General features: G+C 71.5%; 25 protein-coding genes. 19 read left to right on the top strand and 6 right to left on the bottom strand.

Annotation, left to right across the window (positions count from 1 at the left end):
* Positions 1 to 12: 12 nt before the first annotated feature.
* The 3 genes from AC0665_RS27795 to AC0665_RS27805 all read right to left on the bottom strand — a co-directional run bounded on the left by AC0665_RS27795 (position 13) and on the right by AC0665_RS27805 (position 3,065).
* Positions 13 to 1,026, bottom strand: a complete 1,014-nt coding sequence (locus AC0665_RS27795; protein ID WP_468412041.1) for a S1C family serine protease — start codon at positions 1,024 to 1,026, stop codon at positions 13 to 15.
* Between the two features lie 108 nt (positions 1,027 to 1,134).
* Positions 1,135 to 2,157: a LacI family DNA-binding transcriptional regulator gene (locus tag AC0665_RS27800; protein WP_363119949.1), complete on the bottom strand. Its 1,023-nt coding sequence runs from the start codon at positions 2,155 to 2,157 to the stop codon at positions 1,135 to 1,137.
* 128 nt (positions 2,158 to 2,285) lie between these two features.
* Complete coding sequence (locus tag AC0665_RS27805) at positions 2,286 to 3,065, bottom strand: winged helix-turn-helix transcriptional regulator (protein WP_468412037.1); 780 nt, start codon at positions 3,063 to 3,065, stop codon at positions 2,286 to 2,288.
* Between the two features lie 172 nt (positions 3,066 to 3,237).
* Here AC0665_RS27805 and AC0665_RS27810 point away from each other — a divergent pair, with 172 nt between their 5' ends.
* The 9 genes from AC0665_RS27810 to AC0665_RS27850 all read left to right on the top strand — a co-directional run bounded on the left by AC0665_RS27810 (position 3,238) and on the right by AC0665_RS27850 (position 8,714).
* Complete coding sequence (locus tag AC0665_RS27810; protein ID WP_468636032.1) at positions 3,238 to 4,089, top strand: alpha/beta hydrolase; 852 nt, start codon at positions 3,238 to 3,240, stop codon at positions 4,087 to 4,089.
* 39 nt (positions 4,090 to 4,128) lie between these two features.
* On the top strand, positions 4,129 to 4,383 hold the full coding sequence (locus AC0665_RS27815) for a MoaD/ThiS family protein (protein WP_010036212.1): 255 nt from the start codon (positions 4,129 to 4,131) through the stop codon (positions 4,381 to 4,383).
* Positions 4,384 to 4,385: 2 nt separating this feature from the next.
* Complete coding sequence (locus tag AC0665_RS27820; protein WP_478705996.1) at positions 4,386 to 5,477, top strand: hypothetical protein; 1,092 nt, start codon at positions 4,386 to 4,388, stop codon at positions 5,475 to 5,477.
* A gap of 153 nt (positions 5,478 to 5,630) precedes the next feature.
* Entirely contained in the window at positions 5,631 to 6,368 is a 738-nt protein-coding gene (locus tag AC0665_RS27825) for an LmeA family phospholipid-binding protein (protein WP_478705997.1), read from the top strand.
* A 203-nt stretch (positions 6,369 to 6,571) separates the two neighbouring features.
* Positions 6,572 to 6,652 carry a putative leader peptide gene (locus AC0665_RS27830; protein WP_350310325.1) on the top strand — a complete coding sequence of 27 codons (81 nt, stop codon included), beginning with the start codon at positions 6,572 to 6,574 and terminating at the stop codon, positions 6,650 to 6,652.
* A gap of 137 nt (positions 6,653 to 6,789) precedes the next feature.
* On the top strand, positions 6,790 to 7,635 hold the full coding sequence (locus AC0665_RS27835; RefSeq protein ID WP_478705998.1) for a sulfurtransferase: 846 nt from the start codon (positions 6,790 to 6,792) through the stop codon (positions 7,633 to 7,635).
* Between the two features lie 38 nt (positions 7,636 to 7,673).
* On the top strand, positions 7,674 to 7,961 hold the full coding sequence (locus AC0665_RS27840; protein WP_003991226.1) for a DUF1416 domain-containing protein: 288 nt from the start codon (positions 7,674 to 7,676) through the stop codon (positions 7,959 to 7,961).
* Between the two features lie 86 nt (positions 7,962 to 8,047).
* Entirely contained in the window at positions 8,048 to 8,308 is a 261-nt protein-coding gene (locus AC0665_RS27845; RefSeq protein WP_468636038.1) for a DUF3099 domain-containing protein, read from the top strand.
* A gap of 37 nt (positions 8,309 to 8,345) precedes the next feature.
* Positions 8,346 to 8,714: a VOC family protein gene (locus tag AC0665_RS27850; RefSeq protein WP_478705999.1), complete on the top strand. Its 369-nt coding sequence runs from the start codon at positions 8,346 to 8,348 to the stop codon at positions 8,712 to 8,714.
* On the opposite strand, the gene AC0665_RS27855 is transcribed toward AC0665_RS27850, so the two are convergent.
* Entirely contained in the window at positions 8,708 to 9,070 is a 363-nt protein-coding gene (locus tag AC0665_RS27855) for a DsrE family protein (RefSeq protein ID WP_298561988.1), read from the bottom strand. The genes AC0665_RS27850 and AC0665_RS27855 overlap by 7 nt on opposite strands.
* 203 nt (positions 9,071 to 9,273) lie before the next feature.
* Between AC0665_RS27855 and AC0665_RS27860 the strand changes: the two genes are divergently transcribed.
* Genes AC0665_RS27860 through ygfZ form a run of 3 tightly spaced genes read left to right on the top strand, consistent with a single transcriptional unit; the run spans position 9,274 to position 11,279 of the window.
* Positions 9,274 to 9,849, top strand: a complete 576-nt coding sequence (locus tag AC0665_RS27860) for a heme-binding beta-barrel domain-containing protein (protein ID WP_468412024.1) — start codon at positions 9,274 to 9,276, stop codon at positions 9,847 to 9,849.
* Between the two features lie 16 nt (positions 9,850 to 9,865).
* Positions 9,866 to 10,303: a Fur family transcriptional regulator gene (locus AC0665_RS27865; RefSeq protein WP_468412022.1), complete on the top strand. Its 438-nt coding sequence runs from the start codon at positions 9,866 to 9,868 to the stop codon at positions 10,301 to 10,303.
* Positions 10,304 to 10,313: 10 nt separating this feature from the next.
* On the top strand, positions 10,314 to 11,279 hold the full coding sequence (gene ygfZ, locus AC0665_RS27870) for a CAF17-like 4Fe-4S cluster assembly/insertion protein YgfZ (RefSeq protein ID WP_478706000.1): 966 nt from the start codon (positions 10,314 to 10,316) through the stop codon (positions 11,277 to 11,279).
* A 19-nt stretch (positions 11,280 to 11,298) separates the two neighbouring features.
* On the opposite strand, the gene dtd is transcribed toward ygfZ, so the two are convergent.
* The gene (gene dtd / locus AC0665_RS27875) at positions 11,299 to 11,724 is read right to left on the bottom strand and encodes a D-aminoacyl-tRNA deacylase (protein ID WP_363119939.1); all 426 of its coding nucleotides are present in this window, start codon (positions 11,722 to 11,724) and stop codon (positions 11,299 to 11,301) included.
* Positions 11,725 to 11,936: 212 nt separating this feature from the next.
* Between dtd and AC0665_RS27880 the strand changes: the two genes are divergently transcribed.
* From AC0665_RS27880 to AC0665_RS27890, 3 genes are all read left to right on the top strand, one after another.
* Positions 11,937 to 12,569, top strand: a complete 633-nt coding sequence (locus AC0665_RS27880; RefSeq protein ID WP_468412018.1) for an RsiG family protein — start codon at positions 11,937 to 11,939, stop codon at positions 12,567 to 12,569.
* 88 nt (positions 12,570 to 12,657) lie between these two features.
* Positions 12,658 to 13,920, top strand: a complete 1,263-nt coding sequence (locus AC0665_RS27885) for a GNAT family N-acetyltransferase (RefSeq protein WP_478706001.1) — start codon at positions 12,658 to 12,660, stop codon at positions 13,918 to 13,920.
* A 259-nt stretch (positions 13,921 to 14,179) separates the two neighbouring features.
* Positions 14,180 to 15,082, top strand: coding sequence for a winged helix-turn-helix domain-containing protein (locus AC0665_RS27890; RefSeq protein ID WP_478706002.1), 903 nt, complete (start codon positions 14,180 to 14,182; stop codon positions 15,080 to 15,082).
* 36 nt (positions 15,083 to 15,118) lie between these two features.
* Here AC0665_RS27890 and AC0665_RS27895 read toward each other — a convergent pair whose 3' ends face one another.
* Complete coding sequence (locus tag AC0665_RS27895; protein WP_030849031.1) at positions 15,119 to 15,307, bottom strand: hypothetical protein; 189 nt, start codon at positions 15,305 to 15,307, stop codon at positions 15,119 to 15,121.
* A 147-nt stretch (positions 15,308 to 15,454) separates the two neighbouring features.
* Between AC0665_RS27895 and AC0665_RS27900 the strand changes: the two genes are divergently transcribed.
* The 4 genes from AC0665_RS27900 (at position 15,455) to AC0665_RS27915 (ending at position 20,208) form a co-directional block, all read left to right on the top strand.
* Positions 15,455 to 16,345, top strand: a complete 891-nt coding sequence (locus AC0665_RS27900) for a winged helix-turn-helix domain-containing protein (RefSeq protein ID WP_478706003.1) — start codon at positions 15,455 to 15,457, stop codon at positions 16,343 to 16,345.
* Between the two features lie 29 nt (positions 16,346 to 16,374).
* Positions 16,375 to 17,088 (top strand): HAD family hydrolase, encoded by a 714-nt coding sequence (locus tag AC0665_RS27905; RefSeq protein WP_468412010.1) that lies wholly within the window; start codon positions 16,375 to 16,377, stop codon positions 17,086 to 17,088.
* 260 nt (positions 17,089 to 17,348) lie between these two features.
* Positions 17,349 to 19,538: a phosphotransferase family protein gene (locus tag AC0665_RS27910; protein WP_478706004.1), complete on the top strand. Its 2,190-nt coding sequence runs from the start codon at positions 17,349 to 17,351 to the stop codon at positions 19,536 to 19,538.
* A 46-nt stretch (positions 19,539 to 19,584) separates the two neighbouring features.
* Positions 19,585 to 20,208, top strand: a complete 624-nt coding sequence (locus AC0665_RS27915) for a TetR family transcriptional regulator (RefSeq protein WP_468412006.1) — start codon at positions 19,585 to 19,587, stop codon at positions 20,206 to 20,208.
* Positions 20,209 to 20,210: the final 2 nt, after the last annotated feature.

Genomic DNA, 20,210 nt, shown 5'->3' on the forward strand with positions numbered 1-20,210 from the left:
GCTGGCCGCGACTCAGTCGGTCGCACCCGCCCGCAGCTTCGCGAGGTCGGCCTTGACCGTGTTGATCGGGATGGCGAAGCCCAGGCCGACGCTGCCCGCGTCGGAGGACGAGGAGGCCTGGCTCGTCGGCGAGTACATCGCGGAGTTGATCCCGACGATGTTGCCGTTCATGTCGATCAGCGCACCACCGGAGTTGCCCGGGTTGAGGGACGCGTCGGTCTGGAGCGCCTTGTACGTCGTCGTGCTGGACCCGGTGTCGCCGTTGAACTGGCGCCCGCCGAACTCGAACGGCCACTGGTCGCCCTGCCCCTGCCCCCACTGCTGCTGGCCCTGGTCCTGGCCCTCCTCGGTCGGGACGGTGACGTCGCGGTCGAGGGCCGAGATGATGCCGCTGGTGACGGTGCCGGACAGCCCCTCGGGCGAGCCGATCGCCACGACCTGGTCGCCGACCTGGAGTCCGGCCGAGTCGCCGAGCGTGGCCGCCTTCAGACCGGAGGCGTTCTCCAGCTTGATCAGCGCCAGGTCCTTCTTGCTGTCGGTGCCGACGACCTTCGCGGTGTACGACTTGCCGTCGCTGGTCGTCGCCTTGATCCGCGAGGCCCCGGCGACGACGTGGTTGTTGGTGACGATCTCGCCGCCGCTGGTGATGATCACGCCGGAGCCGGTGGAGGAACCGGCGTTGGAGTCGGCGCTGATCTCGACGATGCTCGGGCTGACCGCCTTCGCGACCCCGGCGACCGTGCCCTTCTGGCTGGAGGGGACCACGGTGGTGCTGGTGGAGCTGGAGGCGACGGTGTCGTTGCCGGTCAGTTCCTGGATGCCGTAGGCGGTGCCGCCGCCTATCGCCGCCGCGACGATCGCCACGGCGGCGATCAGGCCGAGCGGGCCACGGCCGCGCTTCTTCGGATGCGGAGCATGCGCCGGGGCGTACGCCGGCGGGGGCGGCCACTCGGGGTTCACCGGGGCCTGCTGCTGACCCTCGTAAGGGTTCTCGTACTCGCCACTGCGGTGGAAGCTCTCGGTCATGGAACCGAGCTTGTCGCCCGACCATGAGAGCTTCCTGAGTGCTCCCTGAGAAGCCCGACAGAACCTCGTATGCCCGATATAAAGAGGCCCGGGCTCACCCGCCGGAGGCTACGCGCAGCCGCAGGACTGCCGGGTCACCAGCCGCGACGGGAAGACCTTCAGCCGCTCGCGCCGGGCCCCCGCGACCCGCAGCCCGTCGTCGAGGACGAGGTCCACCGCCGCCCGGGCCATCGCCGGACGGTCGGACGCGATCGTCGTCAGGGGCGGGTCGGTGAGCGCCGCCTCCTTGATGTCGTCGAAGCCGGCCACCGCCAGCTCGCCGGGCACGTCGATGCGCAGCTCGCGCGCCGCGCGCAGCAGGCCGATCGCCTGGTCGTCGGTGGAGCAGAAGATCGCCGGTGGCCGCTCGGGCCCCGAGAGGATCTTCAGGGCCGCCTGGTAGGCGTCGTAGCGGTTGTACAGGGCCTCGAAGAGGCGGCCCTCCGTGGAGATCCCGGCGTCGTCCATCGCGCGGCGCCAGCCCTCGACGTGGTCGGAGACCGGGTCACCGACCGCGGGGGTCTCGGCTATGCCGCCCATACAGGCGACGTACTCGTAGCCGTGCTCCAGCAGGTGCCGGACGGCGAGCTCGGCGCCGCCCAGGTCGTCCGTGGTGACGGCCACGTCGTCGATGGCCTCGGGCCGCTCGTGCAGCAGCACCACCCGGGCGTCCCAGGCCTCGATCTCGGCGGCGGCCAGGTCGTTGAGCGCGTGGCTGACGAGGATGAGGCCGGAGACCCGCATGCCGAGGAAGGCGCGCAGGTAGTGGACCTCGCGCTCGCCCACGTAGTCGGTGTTGCCGACGAGGACCATCTTCCCGCGCTCGGAGGCGGCCTGCTCGACCGCGTGCGCCATCTCCCCGAAGAAGGGCTGGCGGGCGTCCGGGATGATCAGGCCTATGAGGTCGGTGCGCCGGGACGCCATCGCCTGGGCCACCCGGTCGGGCCGGTACCCCAGTTCCTTGATCGCGGCGAGGACACGCTCGCGCGTGGCCGGGGCGACCGGCCGGGGTCCGTTGTTGATGACATAGCTGACCACGGCAGTGGAAGTCCCTGCCAGCCGCGCCACATCATCCCGAGTCACCTTGGCCACGCGCGGAGTCTACGCGGATATACCCGCTCCGGGCAGGGCGTAAAGGAGGTTCCGTACGATATCCCGACCGCCGTCCGGGGCACCCCGTGCGGGAAGCGATGCCCAGGTCGGCGCCGTTGTACGCCTCGTTACGCCTTGGCGCTCGCGTCGGCGGCCTCCCGGTCGGCCGACTTGTCCGCGCTGTCCGGCTTTGCCTTGGCGGCCTTGGCCTTCGCCTCCTCGGCGGCCCGCTCCACCTTCTCCGGCGTAACGAATCGATAACCCACGTTCCGGACGGTGCCGATCAGCGACTCGTGCTCGGGGCCGAGCTTGGCGCGCAGCCGCCGGACGTGCACGTCGACCGTGCGCGTACCGCCGAAGTAGTCGTAGCCCCAGACCTCCTGGAGCAGCTGGGCGCGGGTGAAGACCCGGCCGGGGTGCTGCGCGAGGTACTTCAGGAGCTCGAACTCCTTGAAGGTCAGGTCCAGGACGCGGCCCTTGAGCTTGGCCGAGTACGTCGCCTCGTCGACCGACAGGTCGCCGTTGCGGATCTCCATGGGGGAGTCGTCGCCGACGATCTGCTGCCGGCCCATGGCCAGGCGCAGCCGCGCCTCGACCTCCGCGGGACCGGCGGTGTCGAGCAGGACGTCGTCGATGCCCCAGTCGGCGGTGACGGCGGCGAGGCCGCCCTCGGTGACGACGAGGACGAGCGGACAGCCCGGCCCGGTGGAGCGCAGCAGCTGGCACAGGCTGCGGACCTGGGGGAGGTCCCGGCGGCCGTCGACGAGGATGACGTCGGCGCCGGGGGTGTCGACGAGGGCGGGGCCCTCCGCGGGGGCCACACGCACGTTGTGCAGGAGCAGGCCGAGGGCGGGAAGCACCTCCGTCGACGGCTGGAGGGCGTTGGTCAGGAGCAGCAGAGAACTCATATGTCTGGTTCCTCCTCGGTCCCTGCGAGGACGTTTGTTGGCACAGCACCGCTCTGCGATCCCGAAGGCCCCGTACACCTGCGGTTTCCCGCGTCGTATACAACGCTTCCGAAAGCACAAAAGGACCCGGGGGCTACGGTGCCCGAGTCCTCTGCCCAGCAGAATAGCCCACATGAGCTCTGGTCCGGCAGGTCATGTGGCGCGTTCCACCGATCGTCCGCATGTCGAGACGGGTGGGGGAAAGCCTGTGCGGATGTCGTCGAGGGCGTTTCTGAGGACGTCCGACGGTGTGGCGATCGACGCCGTGTACGAGCCCGGAGCGGCCGCGTACGACACCTCGGGGACTCCTTCCGCTCATCCCGTGTTCGTCGTCGCCCACGGGTTCACCGGCGCGGTGGACCGCCCGCACGTGCGGCGGATCGCGGAGGCGTTCGCCCTCCACGGGGGCGTGGTCACCTTCTCCTTCCGCGGGCACGGCATGTCCGGCGGGCACTCCACGGTCGGCGACCGGGAGGTGCTCGACCTGGCGGCGGCGGTGGCCTGGGCGCGGAGCCAGGGGCACACGCGCGTGGTGACGGTGGGCTTCTCCATGGGCGGCTCGGTGGTGCTCCGGCACGCGGCGCTGCATCCGGGGCGGACGGACGCGGTGGTGTCGGTCAGCTCGCCGGCCCGCTGGTACTACCGGGGCACCGCGCCCATGCGGCGGCTGCACTGGCTGGTGACCCGGCCCGAGGGGCGGATCGTGGGCCGCTACGGCTTCCGCACCCGCATCCACCACCGCGACTGGAACCCGGTGCCCCTCTCACCGGTGGAGGCGGTGCCGAGGATCGCCCCGACCCCGCTGCTGATCGTGCACGGCGACGCCGACGGCTACTTTCCGGTCGACCATCCGCGGATGCTGGCCGCGGCCGCCGGTGACCAGGGCGAACTGTGGCTGGAGCCGGGCATGGGGCACGCCGAGCACGCGGCGGGCGACGAACTCCTGGCCCGGATCGGGGAGTGGGGCGTCGGCCGGGCGGGCTAGCCTGACGGGGTTCACCGTCGGAATTCATTGAGGAAGCAGATGCCAAAGGTCACGGTGCGCTACTGGGCCGCCGCGAAGGCCGCGGCCGGGGTGGCCGAGGAGCCCTACGAGGCGGCCACGCTCGCCGAGGCGCTCGACGGGGTGCGCGAGCGCCACCCCGGGGAGCTCGAGCGCGTCCTGCGCCGGTGCTCGTTCCTGGTGGACGGTGACCCGGTGGGCACCCGTGGACATGAGACGGTACGGCTGGCCGACGGCGGCACGGTCGAGGTGCTCCCGCCGTTCGCAGGAGGATGACGATGACCGACCAGCCGAACCAGCCCCACCAGCCGTACGACGGCTACGACCCCTACGGGCAGCAGCCGCAGGCGTGGCCCGGGCAGGGCCACCAGGGGTACGAGGACCCGCACGCCGCGCAGCAGTACACGCAGCAGTGGCAGGGACAGACCTGGGAGACGCAGAACCACCAGGCGGTGTCCGCGCATGCGCCGGATCCGGAGACGGCGATTCTCACGCCACAGTCGCCCCGGCCGCCGCAGTCGCCGCAGACTCCCCTGACGCCGCAGGCGTCCGGGGCGCCGGCCGGAGCCGACGCCTCCGCCACCGGCTACGGTCCCGCCACCGTCGGCGGGAACGCGCGCGTCACCGACGCGCAGCGGGCCCGCGCCGAGGGGCGCTCCCCGATCATCGAGCCCGGGGCGCAGCCTGCCGCGCTGACGGCGTTGCTCGGGCTGCTGCTGGCCGGTGCGGCGGCCGTCGGGACGTACGCGCTGCTCGTGCCGCTGGTGATCCTCCAGGCCGTCACCGCCGCGGGCTGGTTCCGGCTGAACGGGATGTGGCCGGCCCGGCAGGGCATCGCGCTGGGCTTCGCGGGCGCGCTGGCCGCGGACGCGGCGCTGCTGGTCTCGGGCCGCTCCCCGTCGGCGATCCTCGGCACGATCGGGGTGTGGGTGCTGCTCGCGCTGGTCCTCCAGCTGCGCTCGCACGCCGACCCGGACGAGCGGATGTACGGCCTGATGGCGACGGTCGCGGCCTCGGCGCTGGCGATCGTGGCCGGCGGCTACCTCGCGGCCGACGCGGACGCGGTGACGGTGGGCGCGGTGGCCGTGGCGGTGGCCGTCCTGGCCCGCGCGCTGCCGCTGCCGACCCCGGCGTCGGTGGTGGTGTCCCTGCTCGCGGCTGCGGGTGCGGGCATCGCGATGGGCGCGGTCACGGGCCTCGGCACCCCGGGCGCCTTCCTCGGCGCGGGGGCCGCCGTCTGCGCCCTGATCGGCCACCGGGTCGCGAGCTACGACTACCCGTCCCGCTTCGTCCACTTCACCGCGGGCGTGGCCCTGCCACTGGCCGCGGCGGCGCCCGCGGTGTACGTCCTGGGCAGGGCGCTGGCGTAGCTCCCTCTGTGGCAGGACGCCGGGCGCCCGTCCTGTCACAGATGATCAACAATCCTCCGGTTCCTCTTCCCCGCGGGGTTACCCTCACGCAAGGGACGGCCACCCGGTCGTCGGGCACCGCCGTCTAACCGACTGGGTGGGGGAAACACCGCAATGCGCGCACTGCGAATACTGCTGATCTTCGTCGTGATCCTGGGCGGGCTCTTCGTGATCGCCGACCGCGTCGCGGTCGGCTTCGCCGAGGACGAGGCCGCCGACCGGCTGAGGACGACGGAGAACCTGTCGGCCACCCCCGACGTGTCGATCAAGGGCTTCCCGTTCCTCACCCAGGTAGTCGGCGGTTCCCTGGACGACGTCGAGGTCGGCATCAAGGATTACGAGGCCGCCGCGGGCGACGGCGAGCAGAAGATCCGCATCGACGACCTCCAGGCCGACATGAAGGGCGTGGAGTTCTCCGGCGACTACAGCTCCGCCACCGCCTCCAGCGCCACCGGCACCGCGACCATCGCCTACGACGAGCTGCTGAAGACGGCCAAGTCCGAGCCCACCCAGGTCGCCCCGGGCGTCACCGCCAAGGTCGTCGGCCTCTCCGACGGCGGCAACGGCAAGATCAAGGTCACCGTCGAGGCCACGGTCCTCGGCACCAAGCTGCCGGAGCCGGTCTCCGTGCTCAGCTCGGTGAAGGTCGTGGACGGCACGGTCCGGGTGCACGCCGACGGCCTTCCCGAGTTCGGCGGCGTCGACATCGCCGAGAACAAGGTCCGGGCGATCACCGACTTCCAGCAGAAGATCGACGGCCTGCCCGGCGGCATCGAGCTGGACACGGTCCAGGCCGCCCCGGACGGTGTCGAGATCACGGTGAAGGGTTCCGACGTCCGGCTGGCCGGGTAGGCAGGGGCACGGCGGACCCGGCCCGCTCTGTCCGGTGGGCGAGACGGCGATGTCCGCAGCGTAGATGTGACGGGGGATGCGGGCGGCCGGAGACCGTGCGGCGACCGGCCCGGCAGGCTCTCTATCCCATATGGCGGATTGCCGTGTCTCAGCATGCGACACACCGGTGACACGCCCGCCCGACCGTCCCTACGATCGACGCTATGAAGCGACAGGCGGACCTCACGAAGCGGCGGGCAGTAGACCTGTGCCGCGTCGCCGCCATGCTCTGTCGCACCTTCTGAGCGATCGCGTCGGCAGTCGCGCCGGCGCGCGCATCCCCGCAGCCCTGCATCCAGGGCACCCGTGCGCCGCCCTGCCTCAAGGGTGCGCCCTGCAGACCTCGCACGCCCCGCCGTAACTGCCCCGGAGGAGAAGAAGCATGAGCCGCAACGACGTCCTGGTCGACGCCGACTGGCTCCAGGAGCACCTGGACGACCCGACCATCGCGATCGTCGAGGTGGACGAGGACACGTCCGCCTACGAGAAGAACCACATCCGCAACGCCATCCGGATCGACTGGACGCAGGATCTCCAGGACCCGGTCCGCCGTGACTTCGTCGACCAGGAGGGCTTCGAGAAGCTCCTGTCGGAGAAGGGCATCGGCAACGACCACACCGTGGTCCTCTACGGCGGCAACAACAACTGGTTCGCCTCCTACGCCTACTGGTACTTCAAGCTCTACGGCCACGACAGCGTCAAGCTCCTCGACGGCGGCCGCAAGAAGTGGGAGCTCGACGCCCGCGAGCTGGTCCCCGGCGACGAGGTGCCCGAGCGTCCGAAGACGGACTACAAGGCCAAGGCCCAGGACACCTCCATCCGCGCCTTCCGCGACGACGTCGTGGCCGCGATCGGCTCGCAGAACCTCGTCGACGTGCGCTCGCCCGACGAGTTCTCCGGCAAGCTCCTCGCCCCGGCCCACCTGCCGCAGGAGCAGTCGCAGCGCCCGGGCCACGTGCCCAGCGCCCGCAACATCCCGTGGTCCAAGAACGCCAACGACGACGGCACCTTCAAGTCGGACGAGGAGCTCAAGGAGCTCTACGCCGCGGAGAGCGTCGACCTGGCCAAGGACACCATCGCCTACTGCCGCATCGGTGAGCGCTCCGCGCTGACCTGGTTCGTGCTGCACGAGCTCCTCGGCGTGGAGAACGTCAAGAACTACGACGGCTCCTGGACCGAGTACGGCTCCCTCGTGGGCGTGCCGATCGAGCTCGGCGCCAACAAGTAAGCAACCCGACCGACCTTTCCAGACTTCAGGAGTACGACATGTGCGGTGCGAAGGCCGGCGGCCCCGACGCCTCGACGATCAAGCCCGGTGAGACCACCATCCAGGGTCAGGTGACCAAGGACGGCGAGCCCGTGGTCGGCTACGTCCGTCTGCTGGACTCGACCGGCGAGTTCACGGCCGAGGTGCCGACCTCGGCGACCGGACAGTTCCGCTTCTACGCGGCCGAGGGCACCTGGACCGTCCGCGCCCTCGTGCCCGGCGCCACCGCCGACCGCACGGTCGTGGCCCAGCAGGGCGGCCTGGCGGAGGTCGCGATCGCCGTCTGACGGCGATCGGTCCCGGAAGGGCCGCACCCCTCGGGTTGGACGCCTGGGGTGCGGCCCTTCGGCCTGCCCGGACCTACGCTGGAGGTATGTACGCACGGCGGCGTCACACGTACTTCGCGATGATGGGCCTCTGCATCGGCCTCTTCGTGCTGGCCTGGGGTGTCGTGCGCCTGTGGTCCGTCCCGGTCGCCGTCGGGATGTGCGTCGTCGCCATGGTCATCCCGCCCGTGGCGGCCATGGTGGCGAACCGGCGCGGACCGGACGACCGGTGGTGGGACGACCCCTCCGGGGACCCGCAGTCCGACGAGTGGTGGGACGAGCTGGACGGCAAGAAGCGCCCCCGGTGACGGCGTCCGCCCGCCCGCCGTCGGGTATCCGGGTCCCATGCGACTGACAGCGGCGACCCTGGACGCACCGCACGCGCGGGACCTGGCGGACTTCTACCTGCGGCTGCTGCCCGGCTGGCAGGTCCGGCCGGGCGGCCCCGACTGGGTGCACATCCGGCCCCCGGACGGCGGCACGGGGCTGTCCTTCCAGACCGAGCCCGCGTATGTGCCGCCCCTGTGGCCGGCCACTGCGGAGCGGCAGCAGATGATGATGCACCTCGACATCGAGGTCGACGACCTGGAGCGGGAGACCGCGCGGGCCGTCGCCGTCGGGGCCCGGCTCGCCGGATTCCAGCCGCAGGACGACGTGCGGGTGCTGCTGGACCCCGCCGGGCATCCGTTCTGCCTGTACACGGACGCTCAGTAGACGAGCGCCTGCGTCCCGTCCGCCATGGCCTCCTGGACGAAGACCTGCGCGCCCGCGATGCGGACCCCCTCGATGACGTCCTGCTCGGTGATCTCGCGGCGGGCCGCGCACTGCGTGCACAGGGTCACGCGGCCGGCCGTCAGCAGGGAGTCCAGCAGGTCGGGCAGGGGAGCCGCGTGCGGCAGCTCGAACTCGGCGGCGCGGCCCGGCAGGGCGAACCAGGCGGACTCGCCGGTCAGCCACAGGGAGACGTCGACACCGCTGGCCACGGCCACCGCCGCCACCGTGAACGCCTGGGAGCACCGCTCGGGGGCGTCCGCCCCGGCCGTCACCTTGATCACCAGCTTCTTCGCCATAGCCGGAATCGTAGTGCCGAAGGGGCCCGCGTAAGCTGGTCCCGGCCCTGTGCAACCGTTCGCACCCCGCTCAAGGAGCACCCCGTGGAGATCTTCTTCGAAATCCTGTTGGTCCTGGTCGCCCTCGGCGTCCTCGCCTTCGCCGGACTGACCGTGAAGAAGCTGTACCAGGGCCAGCGCTGACCCCCCTCTAGGAAGTTCTGATGATCGAGATCCCGTCCGACCTCCACAAGGACCTCGTGCCGCTCGCCTTCCTGCTCGGCAACTGGGCGGGCGCCGGAGTGCACGACTTCCCCGGCTCCGAGAAGTGCAACTTCGGGCAGGAGGTCGCCTTCACCCACGACGGCCGGGACTTCCTGGAGTACCGGTCCCACACGTGGGTCCTGGACAACGACGGCAACAAGGTCCGCCCGCTGGAGTCCGAGCACGGCTTCTGGCGGATCGACGCCGCCCGCAAGGTCGAGGTGACGATGACCCGCGACGACGGCGTCATCGAGATCTGGTACGGCGAGCTGGCGGACAAGAAGCCGCAGATCGACCTCGTGACGGACGCGGTGGCCCGCACCGCCGCCTCCCAGCCCTACACCGGCGGCAAGCGCCTGTACGGCTACGTCAAGAGCGACCTGATGTGGGTCGGTGAGAAGCAGACCCCCGAGGTCGAGCTGCGCCCCTACATGTCGGCCCACCTCAAGAAGGTCGTCACCCCGGAGGAGGTCGAGCGCTGGGCCAAGGCCCTGCCCGACGACATGCCGGACGACGGCATCGCTTTCTTCAAGTAGTCCTAGACTCTGGGGTGTGGTGAGCACCGACTGGAAGAGCGATCTGCGGCAGCGCGGCTACCGGCTGACCCCGCAGCGGCAACTCGTGCTCGAAGCCGTGGACACCCTGGAGCACGCGACCCCCGACGACATCCTCGTGGAAGTGAGGAAGACGGCGTCGGGGGTCAACATTTCCACGGTGTACCGGACGCTGGAGCTGCTGGAGGAGCTCGGCCTGGTCAGTCACGCGCATCTGGGGCACGGCGCGCCGACGTACCACCTCGCCGACCGCCACCACCACATCCACCTGGTCTGCCGCGACTGCCAGAACGTGATCGAGGCGGACGTCTCGGTGGCCGCCGAGTTCACCGCCAAGCTGCGCGAGACGTTCGGCTTCGACACCGACATGAAGCACTTCGCGATCTTCGGCCGGTGCGAGGACTGCACGCTCAAGGCTTCAACTACCGAGTCGTAGGCTTACGGACATGAAGAGCCCTCTGCTGACCCTGCCCGGTGCCGTCCCCGCCGAGGGCGTGGACGAAGGTGTCGCCGCCCACTACGGCGATCTGTTCCGTGAGCAGCGTGCCCTCGCCGACGGCACCGGATTCGTGGACCTCTCGCACCGCGGGATCGTCACCGTCACCGGCGAGGACCGGCTCGCCTGGCTGCACCTGCTGCTCACCCAGCACGTCAGCGAGCTCCCGCCGGGCCGGGCCACCGAGGCACTGATCCTTTCCGCGAACGGGCACATCGAGCACGCCCTGTACCTCGTCGACGACGGTGCCACGGTCTGGGCCCACGTCGAGCCGGGCACCGAGGAGGCGCTGATCGCCTACCTGGAGTCGATGAAGTTCTTCTACCGGGTCGAGGTCGCCGACCGCACCGCCGACTTCGCGCTCGTCCACCTCCCGGCCGGCTCGATCGCCGAGGTCCCCGAGGGCGTCGCCGTCCGGGAGACCTCGTACGGCCGGGACCTGTTCCTGTCGCGCGCCGACCTGGAGTCCTACGCGGCGCAGGCCGGGCCGCCCGTCGGGATCCTCGCCCACGAGGCACTGCGGGTGGAGCAGCACCGGCCCCGGCTCGGCTTCGAGACCGACCACCGCACCATCCCGCACGAGCTGGGCTGGATCGGCTCGGCCGTGCACCTGCAGAAGGGCTGCTACCGGGGCCAGGAGACGGTCGCCCGGGTGCAGAACCTGGGCAAGCCGCCGCGCCGGCTGGTCTTCCTGCACCTCGACGGCAGCGAGGTCCATCTGCCCGCGGCCGGGACGGAACTGCGGCTCGCCGAGGACGGCCCCGACGGCCGCAAGGTCGGCTTCGTCACGACGTCCGCCCGCCACCACGAACTCGGTCCGATCGCCCTCGCCCTGGTGAAGCGGAACGTGGCGGTGGACGCCCCGTTGATGGCCGGGGACACCGCGGCGGCCCAGGAAGTCGTCGTCGAGCCCTGACGCTTGTAGACCTTTCGGGTCAGATGTCGATCTGCACGGTGAACGGGCCGTCGTTCGTGAGCGATACCCTCATCGCCGCTCCGAAGCGGCCCGTGGCCACCGTCGCGCCCAGGGACCGCAGCTGGGCGACGACCTCGTCGACGAGGGGCTCGGCCACATCGCCGGGGGCGGCGGCGTTCCAGGTGGGGCGGCGGCCCTTGCGGGCGTCGCCGTAGAGGGTGAACTGGCTGATCACCAGGAGCGGGGCGTCGATGTCGCTGCAGGACTTCTCCCCGTGCAGCATGCGGATCGACCAGAGCTTGCGGGCCAGCTGGGCCGCCTTCTCCTTGGTGTCCTCGTGGGTGACGCCGACGAGGACGCACAGCCCCTCGCCCTCGATCGCGCCCACCGTCTCGCCGTCCACGACGACGCTCGCGCCGTCCACCCTCTGCACCACTGCTCGCATGTGTCCATCATGCCGGGAGGTGACGTCAGGGCCGCGCGTGGTGGGCGCATGGCCCGAAAGGGTGGTTTGCATCGGATGCCAACGGCCCCTGCTGGACCGTATTTTGCTGCTTAACCGCCCATCTGGGGTCTATCGGGACCACTCGTTCCCATAGGGACCACTCGGGGTGGCACGATGCATGCACACACCGGTCGAGGGGACGGTTGAGGCACATGAGCACATCAAGCACCGGACAGCAGCAGGCGGCTTTCCGGTCGACGTACACGGGGATCGGCGCGCCGGAATACCACCGGCCGCCCACGCAGCGCACCGACAGCCCGCGGCTGCCCTCGGACAGCCCCGAGGACCGGCTGTCCGCGCTGAGCCTGCCCGAACTGCGCACGCTGCGCCGCGAGACCCAGCGCGACGAGGCCGACCTCAGCTATCTGCGGCGGCTGCTCCAGGGGCGGATCGACATCCTGCGCGCCGAGGTGGCCCGGCGTGCCCCGGCGGGCGCCGCCTGTGCCACGGCACCCGAGGAGACGTCGGTGGTGGAGCGGCTGGCGGACATCCTGCGGGACGCCCCGGCCCGGCACCGCTCCTCGGCCCGGCACCTGACCCTGGGCACGCCGAAGGGCGAGGAGTTCCGGCGGCTGGCCGCGGAGATGCTCGCCGAGGTCGAGCTGTCCGACCTGGACGCGCGCACCGACCTGGAGCTGAACACCGCGATGGGCCGGCTCGAGCGCTACGAACAGCAGGTCTCCCGGCGCCGCCGGCGGCTCCAGCGCACGGCCGACGAGTGCGGCGCGGAGATCGCGCGCCGCTACCGCGAGGGGGAGGCGCAGGTCGAGGACCTGCTGGTGTGAACCGCCCCGGGGGGAAGGGGGGAAGGGGGAAGGGCCGGCGGCGGGATATTCGGGCGACACCGACCGGCCCCGCGCCTAGCGTGCCGTCATGACCCTCGTGTCCCGCGCCGACGACATCGACGTACGCCCGATAGCCGAGGCCGAGTTCGCCGACTGGCTGCGCGCCGTGAACACCGGCTTCCTGCGGGCGGCCCCGCTCACCGAGGAGGAGGTCGAGGGGCGGCGCGAGCGGTTCGTCCCGGGCCGCTACCTCGGGGCCTTCGACGGCGGCCGGTGCGTGGCGACCTTCCGCTCCTTCGACCAGCGGCTCACGGTCGTCGGCGGGGCCGGCGTCCCGGCCGACGCCGTCTCGGGCGTCACCGTCACCGCCACGCACCGCCGCCGCGGGCTGCTCAGCCGGATGATGGCGCGGGACCTGGCGGCCGCGAAGGACCGCGGGGATGTCGTCGCCACGCTGATCGCCGCCGAGTACCCGATCTACGGCCGGTTCGGCTTCGGGCCGGCGACCTGGATGGCGGAGTGGACGATCGACGTGCCGCGCGCCGGTCTCGACGCCCGCCGGCCGGGCCCGGCGGACGGCGGGCGGATCGACCTGGTCGACGCCGAGGACGTCCGCAAGCTCGGCCCCGAACTGCACGAGCGGCTGCGCCGCGGCCAGCCCGGCGCCGTCACCCGCGACCCCATGTGGTGGCAGCTGAACACCGGCGCCCTGCGGTGGGACACGACATGGAAGGAGCCCTTCTTCGCCGTGTACCGCTCGGCGTCCGGCGAGGTCGAGGGCATGGCGGCGTACGAGGTGGAGGACACCTGGGGGGACGGCAAGCAGCCGCTGAACACGGCCACCGTCAAGTGGCTGCTCGGCGTCACGCCGGCCGCCGACCGCGCCCTGTGGCAGTACCTCTGCTCCATCGACTGGGTCGTGAAGGTGAAGAGCGGCTGGCGGGCGCCGGACGACCTGCTCCCGCACCACCTGCCCGATCCGCGGGCGGCCGGGATCACCACGCTGGCGGACTGGCTGTGGGTGCGGATCCTGGACGTCGAACGGGCGCTGGAGGCCCGGACCTACGACGGCCACGGATCGCTGGTGCTGGAGATCGCCGGGGTGGACGCGCTGACCGGCGGGCGCTACCGCCTGGAGGCCTCGCCCGAGGGGGCGTCCTGTGCGCCGACCACCGAGAGCGCGGACCTCGCACTCGGGCCGGGCGAGCTGGCCGCGCTGTGGCTCGGGGACGAGTCGGCGGTGCGGCTGGCGGCGCTGGGGCGGGTGCGCGAAGAACGAGCGGGCGCCGCCCGGAAGGCCGACGCCCTGCTGCGTACGTCCAGGCGGCCGTGGTGCCCGGACATGTTCTGAGCCGCTCCCTTCTGCCGGCGTGCTGGGACCCGCATCCGTAGCGAGCTGTTCAGTTGTGATGGTGCGGCGGTGCCGACGGGCGGGACTCCCGGCTCCCCTCCGGAAGGGAGTCCCCTGGCGGGTGGCCAACCCCCTGAAGGTGTGACCATGTTCCCGAAGTTGGTGACCAACTTCACTGTCTTTATCTCCGTCCTGAACCGGCTCATAACCACCTTTCCCTGAACTGCCGCAAGATGGCGGGAAGTTGTAGTGTTCAGCTGTGGACCCGGAACACGACTCCGCCACTGGGCGGAAGAGGTCGCAACGGCCACAGAGGACACATCACGAGGTGGCCGACGAGCTGCGCGCCCGGATCAGGTCAGGGGTGTTGCGGCCGGGTGCGCGCATGCCCACCCAGGCCCAGCTGGCCCACGAGTTCGGCGTCGAGCGCGGTGCCGTGCGGCAGGCGCTGCGCATCCTTCAGTCCGAGCGGCTGCTCACCAATGTGTCCAAGGGCAGCCCGGCGACCGTCGCCGCCGACCCCGTCGGCGCGCTGACCGGCCCGCAAGCCCCGCCGCTGCCCACGACGGTGGCGCTGGCGCCCCGGATCGCGACGGCGTTCGCGGCGGAGCACGTGGAGATCGACGCCGTGTGCCTGACGTCCATCTCCCTCACCCTGGCCATCGGCGAGCCGCTGCGGCAGATCCACGCCGGACGGCTGAAACCGGCCAAGGTCGACGTCCGGGTGCTGCTGCCGAGGCGGGACATCGACCTCGCCTTCCCGGTGCCGGTCGAGGGGCGCGGCGACGACTCGGTGCACGAGCGGTGGCTGGCGATGCGCAACGCCCAGGGGCAGGTCCTGGAGCACAACCTGCTGGCCCTGCGCGCCACGCACGGCATCGACGTCCGTGTCACGTTCCGCGCGCTGCCCTTCACCCCGCCGGTGAAGCTGTACCTGCTCAACGGCACGGAGGCGCTGTTCGCGTACTACACGCTGACGCGCCGGGAGGCCGAGATCGATCACGAGCGGCGGGCGATGTACGACGCCCAGGGCACCCGGTCCATGCTGTTCGCCTTCCGGCAGGGCGCCGGGCTGCGGGACACCACGTTCGTGGAGCAGTCGCACCTGTGGTTCAACGCGTTGTGGGAGACGATCAGTTCGGAGCTGGTGCTCACGGGCTGACGTCTCCCACGGGTGGTACCGGGGTGGTGTGGTGACTCAACGGGCGGGCCCCGTCATCAGCAGCGCGAGCACGACCGCTCCGGCGGAGCTGACGGCCGGGCTCTTGGCCTTGACGCCCACGGTGAGAAGGATCAGGCCCACGAGGCCGGCCGGACCGTACTTCCACTGGACGAGCTGTTCGAAGGCGACGACGAAGGCGGCGGAGAGGAGAGCGAGGGCGGGCATCGGGGTTCCCCCTTCGGAAGTCCGGAAGCAAAACTTCCGCCAACTCCGAGAAGTTGGCAACCAACTCTGATTAAGTTGTCCCCACTTGGTCCCTAGTTATAAACAACTTTCAAGCAACTCCCGCCAGATGGATCAAAGTTGTAGCGTTTGGTCGTGGCCCAGAAGAGCGTGGCGGAGAACGTGGCAGTGAACGGCAGCAAGAGGTCCTCACCCCAGGAGATCGCCGGCAATCTGCGGGAACGCATCCGTTCCGGCGAGCTCCGGCCGGGAGACCGCCTGCCCACGCAGGCCGAACTCGCCGAGGAGTTCGGCGTGGAGCGCGGCGCCGTCCGGCAGGCCCTGCGCATCCTCCAGGAGGACGGCCTCCTCGCCGACGTCAGCAAGGGCAGTCCGCCCCGCGTCGCCGTGCCGGCCCCCGTCCGCGGCGAGCCCCAGCCGACCATGGTGGGCCTGGCCCCGCGTCTGGCGGAGGCGTTCTCGGCGCCGCATGTCCGCGTCGACGTGGTCTGCCACACCGCGGAGACGCTGATGGTCGCCCTCGGCGAGCCGCTGCGCCTGATCCACGAGGGCCGCATCCGCCCCGAGTCGATCGACGTCCGCATCCTGGTCCCCTCCCGGGACATCGAACTGGCCTTCCCCGTCCCGGTGGAGGCCCACGGGAAGGACAACCCCGTCCACACCCGCTGGCTCGCCATGCGCAACGCCCAGGGCCAGGTGCTCCAGCACAATCTGCGGGCGCTGCGCTCGACCCACGGCATCGACGTGCGCGTCACGTTCCGCGCGCTGCCCTTCACCCCGCCGGTGAAGCTCTACCTCCTCAACGAGCAGGAGGCCCTGATCGGCTACTACATGCTGACCAGGCGCGAGGAGGAGTGGGGCAGCCAGACCCTCGACATGTTCGACGTCCTCGGCTCCCAGTCCCTCCTCTTCGCCTTCGCCGGAGGAGCGGGCCGCCGGGACGGGGCGTTCGTGGAGGAATCCCAGAAGTGGTTCAACGCCCTCTGGGAAACCATCACGACGGACCTGACACTCTCCTAGTGACTTCTGATGCGGCGCAGACTGGTGCGGTGACCACCGAGAGCGAGAACGATCCGTACGGACTCCGCGATCTGACCGGACGCGCGCGCGTCGTGCTCTGGGACTTCGACGGGCCCATCTGCCGTCTGTTCGCCGGGCACTCGGCGGAGCAGGTGGCGAGCGACCTGGTCTCCTGGCTCGAGAGCCGGGGCCTGCACGGCCTGCTGACCGACACCGAGCGGGAGTCCGTGGACCCGCACCGGGTGCTGCGCGCCGTGGACCGACGGCACCCCGGCAGCGATCTCGTCGCCGAGCTGGAGGAGCGCCTGACCCAGGAGGAACTGCGGGCGGCGGCCTCGGCGATGCCGACGGCGTACGCGGATCCGCTGATACGCACCTGGACCGCGCTGGGTTCCCGGCTGGCCATCACCACCAACAACTCGCCCCGGGTGGTGCGCACCTACCTCGCCGGCCGCGGCCTCGTCGGCTGCTTCGCCCCCCACATCTACGGCCGGACGCGGGAACTGCGCCGGCTGAAGCCGGATCCGCACTGTCTGAACCAGGCGCTGGACGCGATGGGGGCGGCGCCGGGCGATGCTCTGATGATCGGCGACACGCCCTCCGACCGGGAGGCGGCCGGACGGGCCGGGGTGCCCTTCCTCGGCTACGCGCGCAACGGTCGGAAGGCCAAGCTTCTGAGGGTGGCCGGGGCCGATGTGGTCCTGGACTCCCTGGAACCACTGCTGCGGCTGCTGCGCGCGTAGGTGGCGAGAGGGCGCCGGAGAGGCGGGAGGGAGCCCAGGGGCGCCGGGTGTAGCATTCCCGCACCGTCCACCGATCGAGTCACTCGCCCGTCCTCGTTCGGATGTGAGAAGGCCGACCGGCCGCCGTCGAACACGTTCGCGCAACCTCACGCGGATGAGTGGCAGACCCCCCGTATCGGCTCACTCCGCCATGCGCGGCCCCGGCCGCGAACCTACGGTGTGCCTTACCGTCCCCCCTTCTCGTACTTCCGGAGCGGCCCGTGGGCGCACCCCCTCTTCCCGGACCTCTTCCCGGGGGACGCGCCTCGCACGACGCCACCTGCCGGGCCTTCGTGAAACAGGCGGCCGAGCTGGGGCAGGAGACCGGCGGCCACCACCACCGGAACTACGTCCTGCCGCTCACGGAGGGCATGGCCCGCCTGCTCGGGAGCCAAGCGGGGACGCCGGTGATCGTCCGGATCCGGCGTCCGGACGCGCCGCCCCTCGCCATCCGGACCTGGCAGAACGAGGCGGACATCCTCGAGGCCGTGCGCGGTGTGCTGCCGCACACCCCGGAGTGCATGGTCGAGCAGGACGGGTTCGCCATCCACAGCTTCGTGGCAGGCGCACCGCTCTCCGGCGTCTGCGGCGACGGAAAACCCGTCGACACCCTGCTCGTCGAGGCCCTGGCGGGGGTGCTCGCCCGGACGGCCCATGTCCGGCGCGGGGCACTGCCCGCCCTGCCTTCCGTCTGGCCCCGCAACCACATGGACAGTCAGGGCTTTCTGCGGACGCTGGCGCACCTGGCCGACCGGCAGCTCAGACGGCCCGACCAGGCGTCCTTCGGCGGGCTGTTCGCGGCGCTCGGCATCCCGGAGGACGCGCTCACCGAGCTGGCCGGGCGGGTTCCGGCCATGGCCCGACGGCCGTACAGCCTGCTCCACACCGACCTGCGCCGCGACAACGTGATCGTGCCGTACGCGGGAGACCCGCCCCTGGTCTGTGTCGGCTGGGAGCTGGCCAGTTACGGCGACCCGTTGCACGACCTGGCCACGCACCTGGTCCGTATGCGGTACCCGGCGGACCAGTGGGCCCAGGTGGTCGACGCGTGGGCCCGGGCCATGCAGGAGGCCCGTCCGGCCGCCGTCAACGGCCTGGCCGGGGACCTGCGGCACTACCTGGCCTTCGAGCGGGCCCGGTCGGTGTTCCCCGAGGTGCTGCGGGCCGCCCGCTCCCTGGAGGAATCGTTCACGCAGACGAGCCTCGCCGAGGCGACCGCGCGGGTGCGCCGGGCCCTGGAGGCGGCGACGGAACCGCTGCGCCTCACGCGGGTGCCGCGCGAGGGCGAGATCGAAAGGGCCCTGTTCCGGTGGCTGGTCTCGCGCGTGAACGGGGACGTCAGCGGCCGGGCCTGGATGGCGACGGCGTTCGAGTGGAGGCCCGACCGGCGTGTTCCGGAGCGCCCCGGCTTCCCGCCCCCCGCGGTGCGGGCGGCCCTGCTGGCGGAGGGGGCCGCTCCTGCGGGCAGGGTGTTCAAGGGGACCGCTCACCTGAACACGGTGGTGAGCGTGCCGGGCGTCGACACGCCCGTGGTCGTCCGGCGGAAGCTGCCCGACATGTGCCACCGGGAGCGTGGCTTCCTCAGCGAGCACGCCGTGCTCAGGGCGATCGAGGAGTCGTCCACCGAGGTGGCGGCGCCGAGGGTGCTCGCCCTGGGCGAGACGGTGCGGGGCGACACGGTCGCCTTCCACACCTACGTCGGGCCGCGGAACGTCGGCAGGCCCCCCGACCACCCCGTCCACGGCCTGCTGCCGCACGAGGCCGACAGCCTGGTGGACCAGCTCTGCGCGCTGACGCGCGTGCGGTACGAGCAGGTCGATCCGACGGCCGGCGAGGGCCGGTTCCACCACTGGCTGCGGGAGCAGCTCATCGCCCTGGTGCGGGACCTGCCCAAGGAGTCGCGGCGACTGGCCCGGCATCTCGGCCTGCCCGACGCCGACCGCCTGCGGCTCATCCTGGCCCGGCACGAGCTGAGCGAGCGCGAGCCGGCCCTGCTGCACGGGGACCTGAACCCCTGGAACCTCGTCCGCCGCGAGGACCACCTGGCGCTGACCATCATCGACTGGGAGATGGCCGTCGTCGGCGACCCCCTGTACGACCTCGTCCGGCACATGCACCTCACGCCGACCCGGCCGGAGATCAGGGACCGGATGTTCCGCCGCTGGGAGCGCCGGCTGCCGCCCGAGTACACCCACGACTGGCGCAAGGACTGGCAGGTGTACCGCTGGCTGGAGATCGTGCGCTCCGCCTACGTCGACCTGGACCGCATCGTGACCGGGGCGGGTCTGGACGCCCCGAACGTCCGCAGAGCGGTGGACTCCTACGCGGTGACCCTCGCCGCCGCCACCGCCTCCCTCGGCCTGCGCACCCGCTCCACGGCGAACCCGTCCCTCGGCCGCGCCTTCGCCTAGGAGGCTGTCCCGCAGCCGTCTCGCGGCACTGCGTAGGCTCCCGGGCATGAGCACCCCGGGCCTGCGCGAGCGCAAGAAGCGGCGGATGTACGAGACCGTGTCGGACATCGCCGTGCGGTTGTTCCTGGAGAAGGGGTTCGACGCGGTGTCGGTCGCCGAGGTGGCGGCGGCGGCCGAGATCTCCAAGCCGACGCTGTTCCGGTACTTCCCGGCCAAGGAGGATCTGGTCCTGTACCGGATCGCCGACCACGAGGGCGAGGCCGCCCGGGTGGTGGAGCAGGCACAGGAGCCGCCCGTGGAGGCGTTGCGGCGGCACTTCCTCCAGGGGCTGGAGCGGGGCGATCCCGTGACCGGGCTCAACGACCACCCCGACGTGCTCGCCTTCCACGCCCTGCTCTACGGCACGCCCTCCCTGGTCGCCCGGGCGTACACGCATCAGGAGCGGTCGCAGGCCGCGCTCGCCGAGGTGCTCGGGGGCGATCTGGACGCGCGGCTGGCGGCCGGGCAGATCATGGCCGTGCTGCGGGTGCTCGCGCTGGAGAACTGGCGGCGGATCGCGGCGGGGGAGCGAGTGGCGGACGTGCGGCCGGACGCGGTGGCGGCGGCGGAGCGGGCGTTCGGGTGGCTCGCGGCCGGGCTGCCTCCGCACCTTCGGAGTGGAACTCGGTAATT

Source organism: Streptomyces sp. NPDC043685, assembly GCF_056436585.1.

Excerpts from the sequence above, each read along its gene's own strand:
- AC0665_RS27795 (WP_468412041.1), bottom strand. The coding sequence starts at position 1,026 with ATGACCGAGAGCTTCCACCGCAGTGGCGAGTACGAGAACCCTTACGAG.
- AC0665_RS27805 (WP_468412037.1), bottom strand. The coding sequence starts at position 3,065 with ATGAGTTCTCTGCTGCTCCTGACCAACGCCCTCCAGCCGTCGACGGAG.
- AC0665_RS27810 (WP_468636032.1), top strand. The coding sequence starts at position 3,238 with ATGAGCTCTGGTCCGGCAGGTCATGTGGCGCGTTCCACCGATCGTCCG.
- AC0665_RS27815 (WP_010036212.1), top strand. The coding sequence starts at position 4,129 with ATGCCAAAGGTCACGGTGCGCTACTGGGCCGCCGCGAAGGCCGCGGCC.
- AC0665_RS27820 (WP_478705996.1), top strand. The coding sequence starts at position 4,386 with ATGACCGACCAGCCGAACCAGCCCCACCAGCCGTACGACGGCTACGAC.
- AC0665_RS27825 (WP_478705997.1), top strand. The coding sequence starts at position 5,631 with ATGCGCGCACTGCGAATACTGCTGATCTTCGTCGTGATCCTGGGCGGG.
- AC0665_RS27830 (WP_350310325.1), top strand. The coding sequence starts at position 6,572 with ATGAAGCGACAGGCGGACCTCACGAAGCGGCGGGCAGTAGACCTGTGC.
- AC0665_RS27835 (WP_478705998.1), top strand. The coding sequence starts at position 6,790 with ATGAGCCGCAACGACGTCCTGGTCGACGCCGACTGGCTCCAGGAGCAC.
- AC0665_RS27840 (WP_003991226.1), top strand. The coding sequence starts at position 7,674 with ATGTGCGGTGCGAAGGCCGGCGGCCCCGACGCCTCGACGATCAAGCCC.
- AC0665_RS27845 (WP_468636038.1), top strand. The coding sequence starts at position 8,048 with ATGTACGCACGGCGGCGTCACACGTACTTCGCGATGATGGGCCTCTGC.
- AC0665_RS27850 (WP_478705999.1), top strand. The coding sequence starts at position 8,346 with ATGCGACTGACAGCGGCGACCCTGGACGCACCGCACGCGCGGGACCTG.
- AC0665_RS27855 (WP_298561988.1), bottom strand. The coding sequence starts at position 9,070 with ATGGCGAAGAAGCTGGTGATCAAGGTGACGGCCGGGGCGGACGCCCCC.
- AC0665_RS27860 (WP_468412024.1), top strand. The coding sequence starts at position 9,274 with ATGATCGAGATCCCGTCCGACCTCCACAAGGACCTCGTGCCGCTCGCC.
- ygfZ (WP_478706000.1), top strand. The coding sequence starts at position 10,314 with ATGAAGAGCCCTCTGCTGACCCTGCCCGGTGCCGTCCCCGCCGAGGGC.
- dtd (WP_363119939.1), bottom strand. The coding sequence starts at position 11,724 with ATGCGAGCAGTGGTGCAGAGGGTGGACGGCGCGAGCGTCGTCGTGGAC.
- AC0665_RS27880 (WP_468412018.1), top strand. The coding sequence starts at position 11,937 with ATGAGCACATCAAGCACCGGACAGCAGCAGGCGGCTTTCCGGTCGACG.
- AC0665_RS27885 (WP_478706001.1), top strand. The coding sequence starts at position 12,658 with ATGACCCTCGTGTCCCGCGCCGACGACATCGACGTACGCCCGATAGCC.
- AC0665_RS27895 (WP_030849031.1), bottom strand. The coding sequence starts at position 15,307 with ATGCCCGCCCTCGCTCTCCTCTCCGCCGCCTTCGTCGTCGCCTTCGAA.
- AC0665_RS27915 (WP_468412006.1), top strand. The coding sequence starts at position 19,585 with ATGAGCACCCCGGGCCTGCGCGAGCGCAAGAAGCGGCGGATGTACGAG.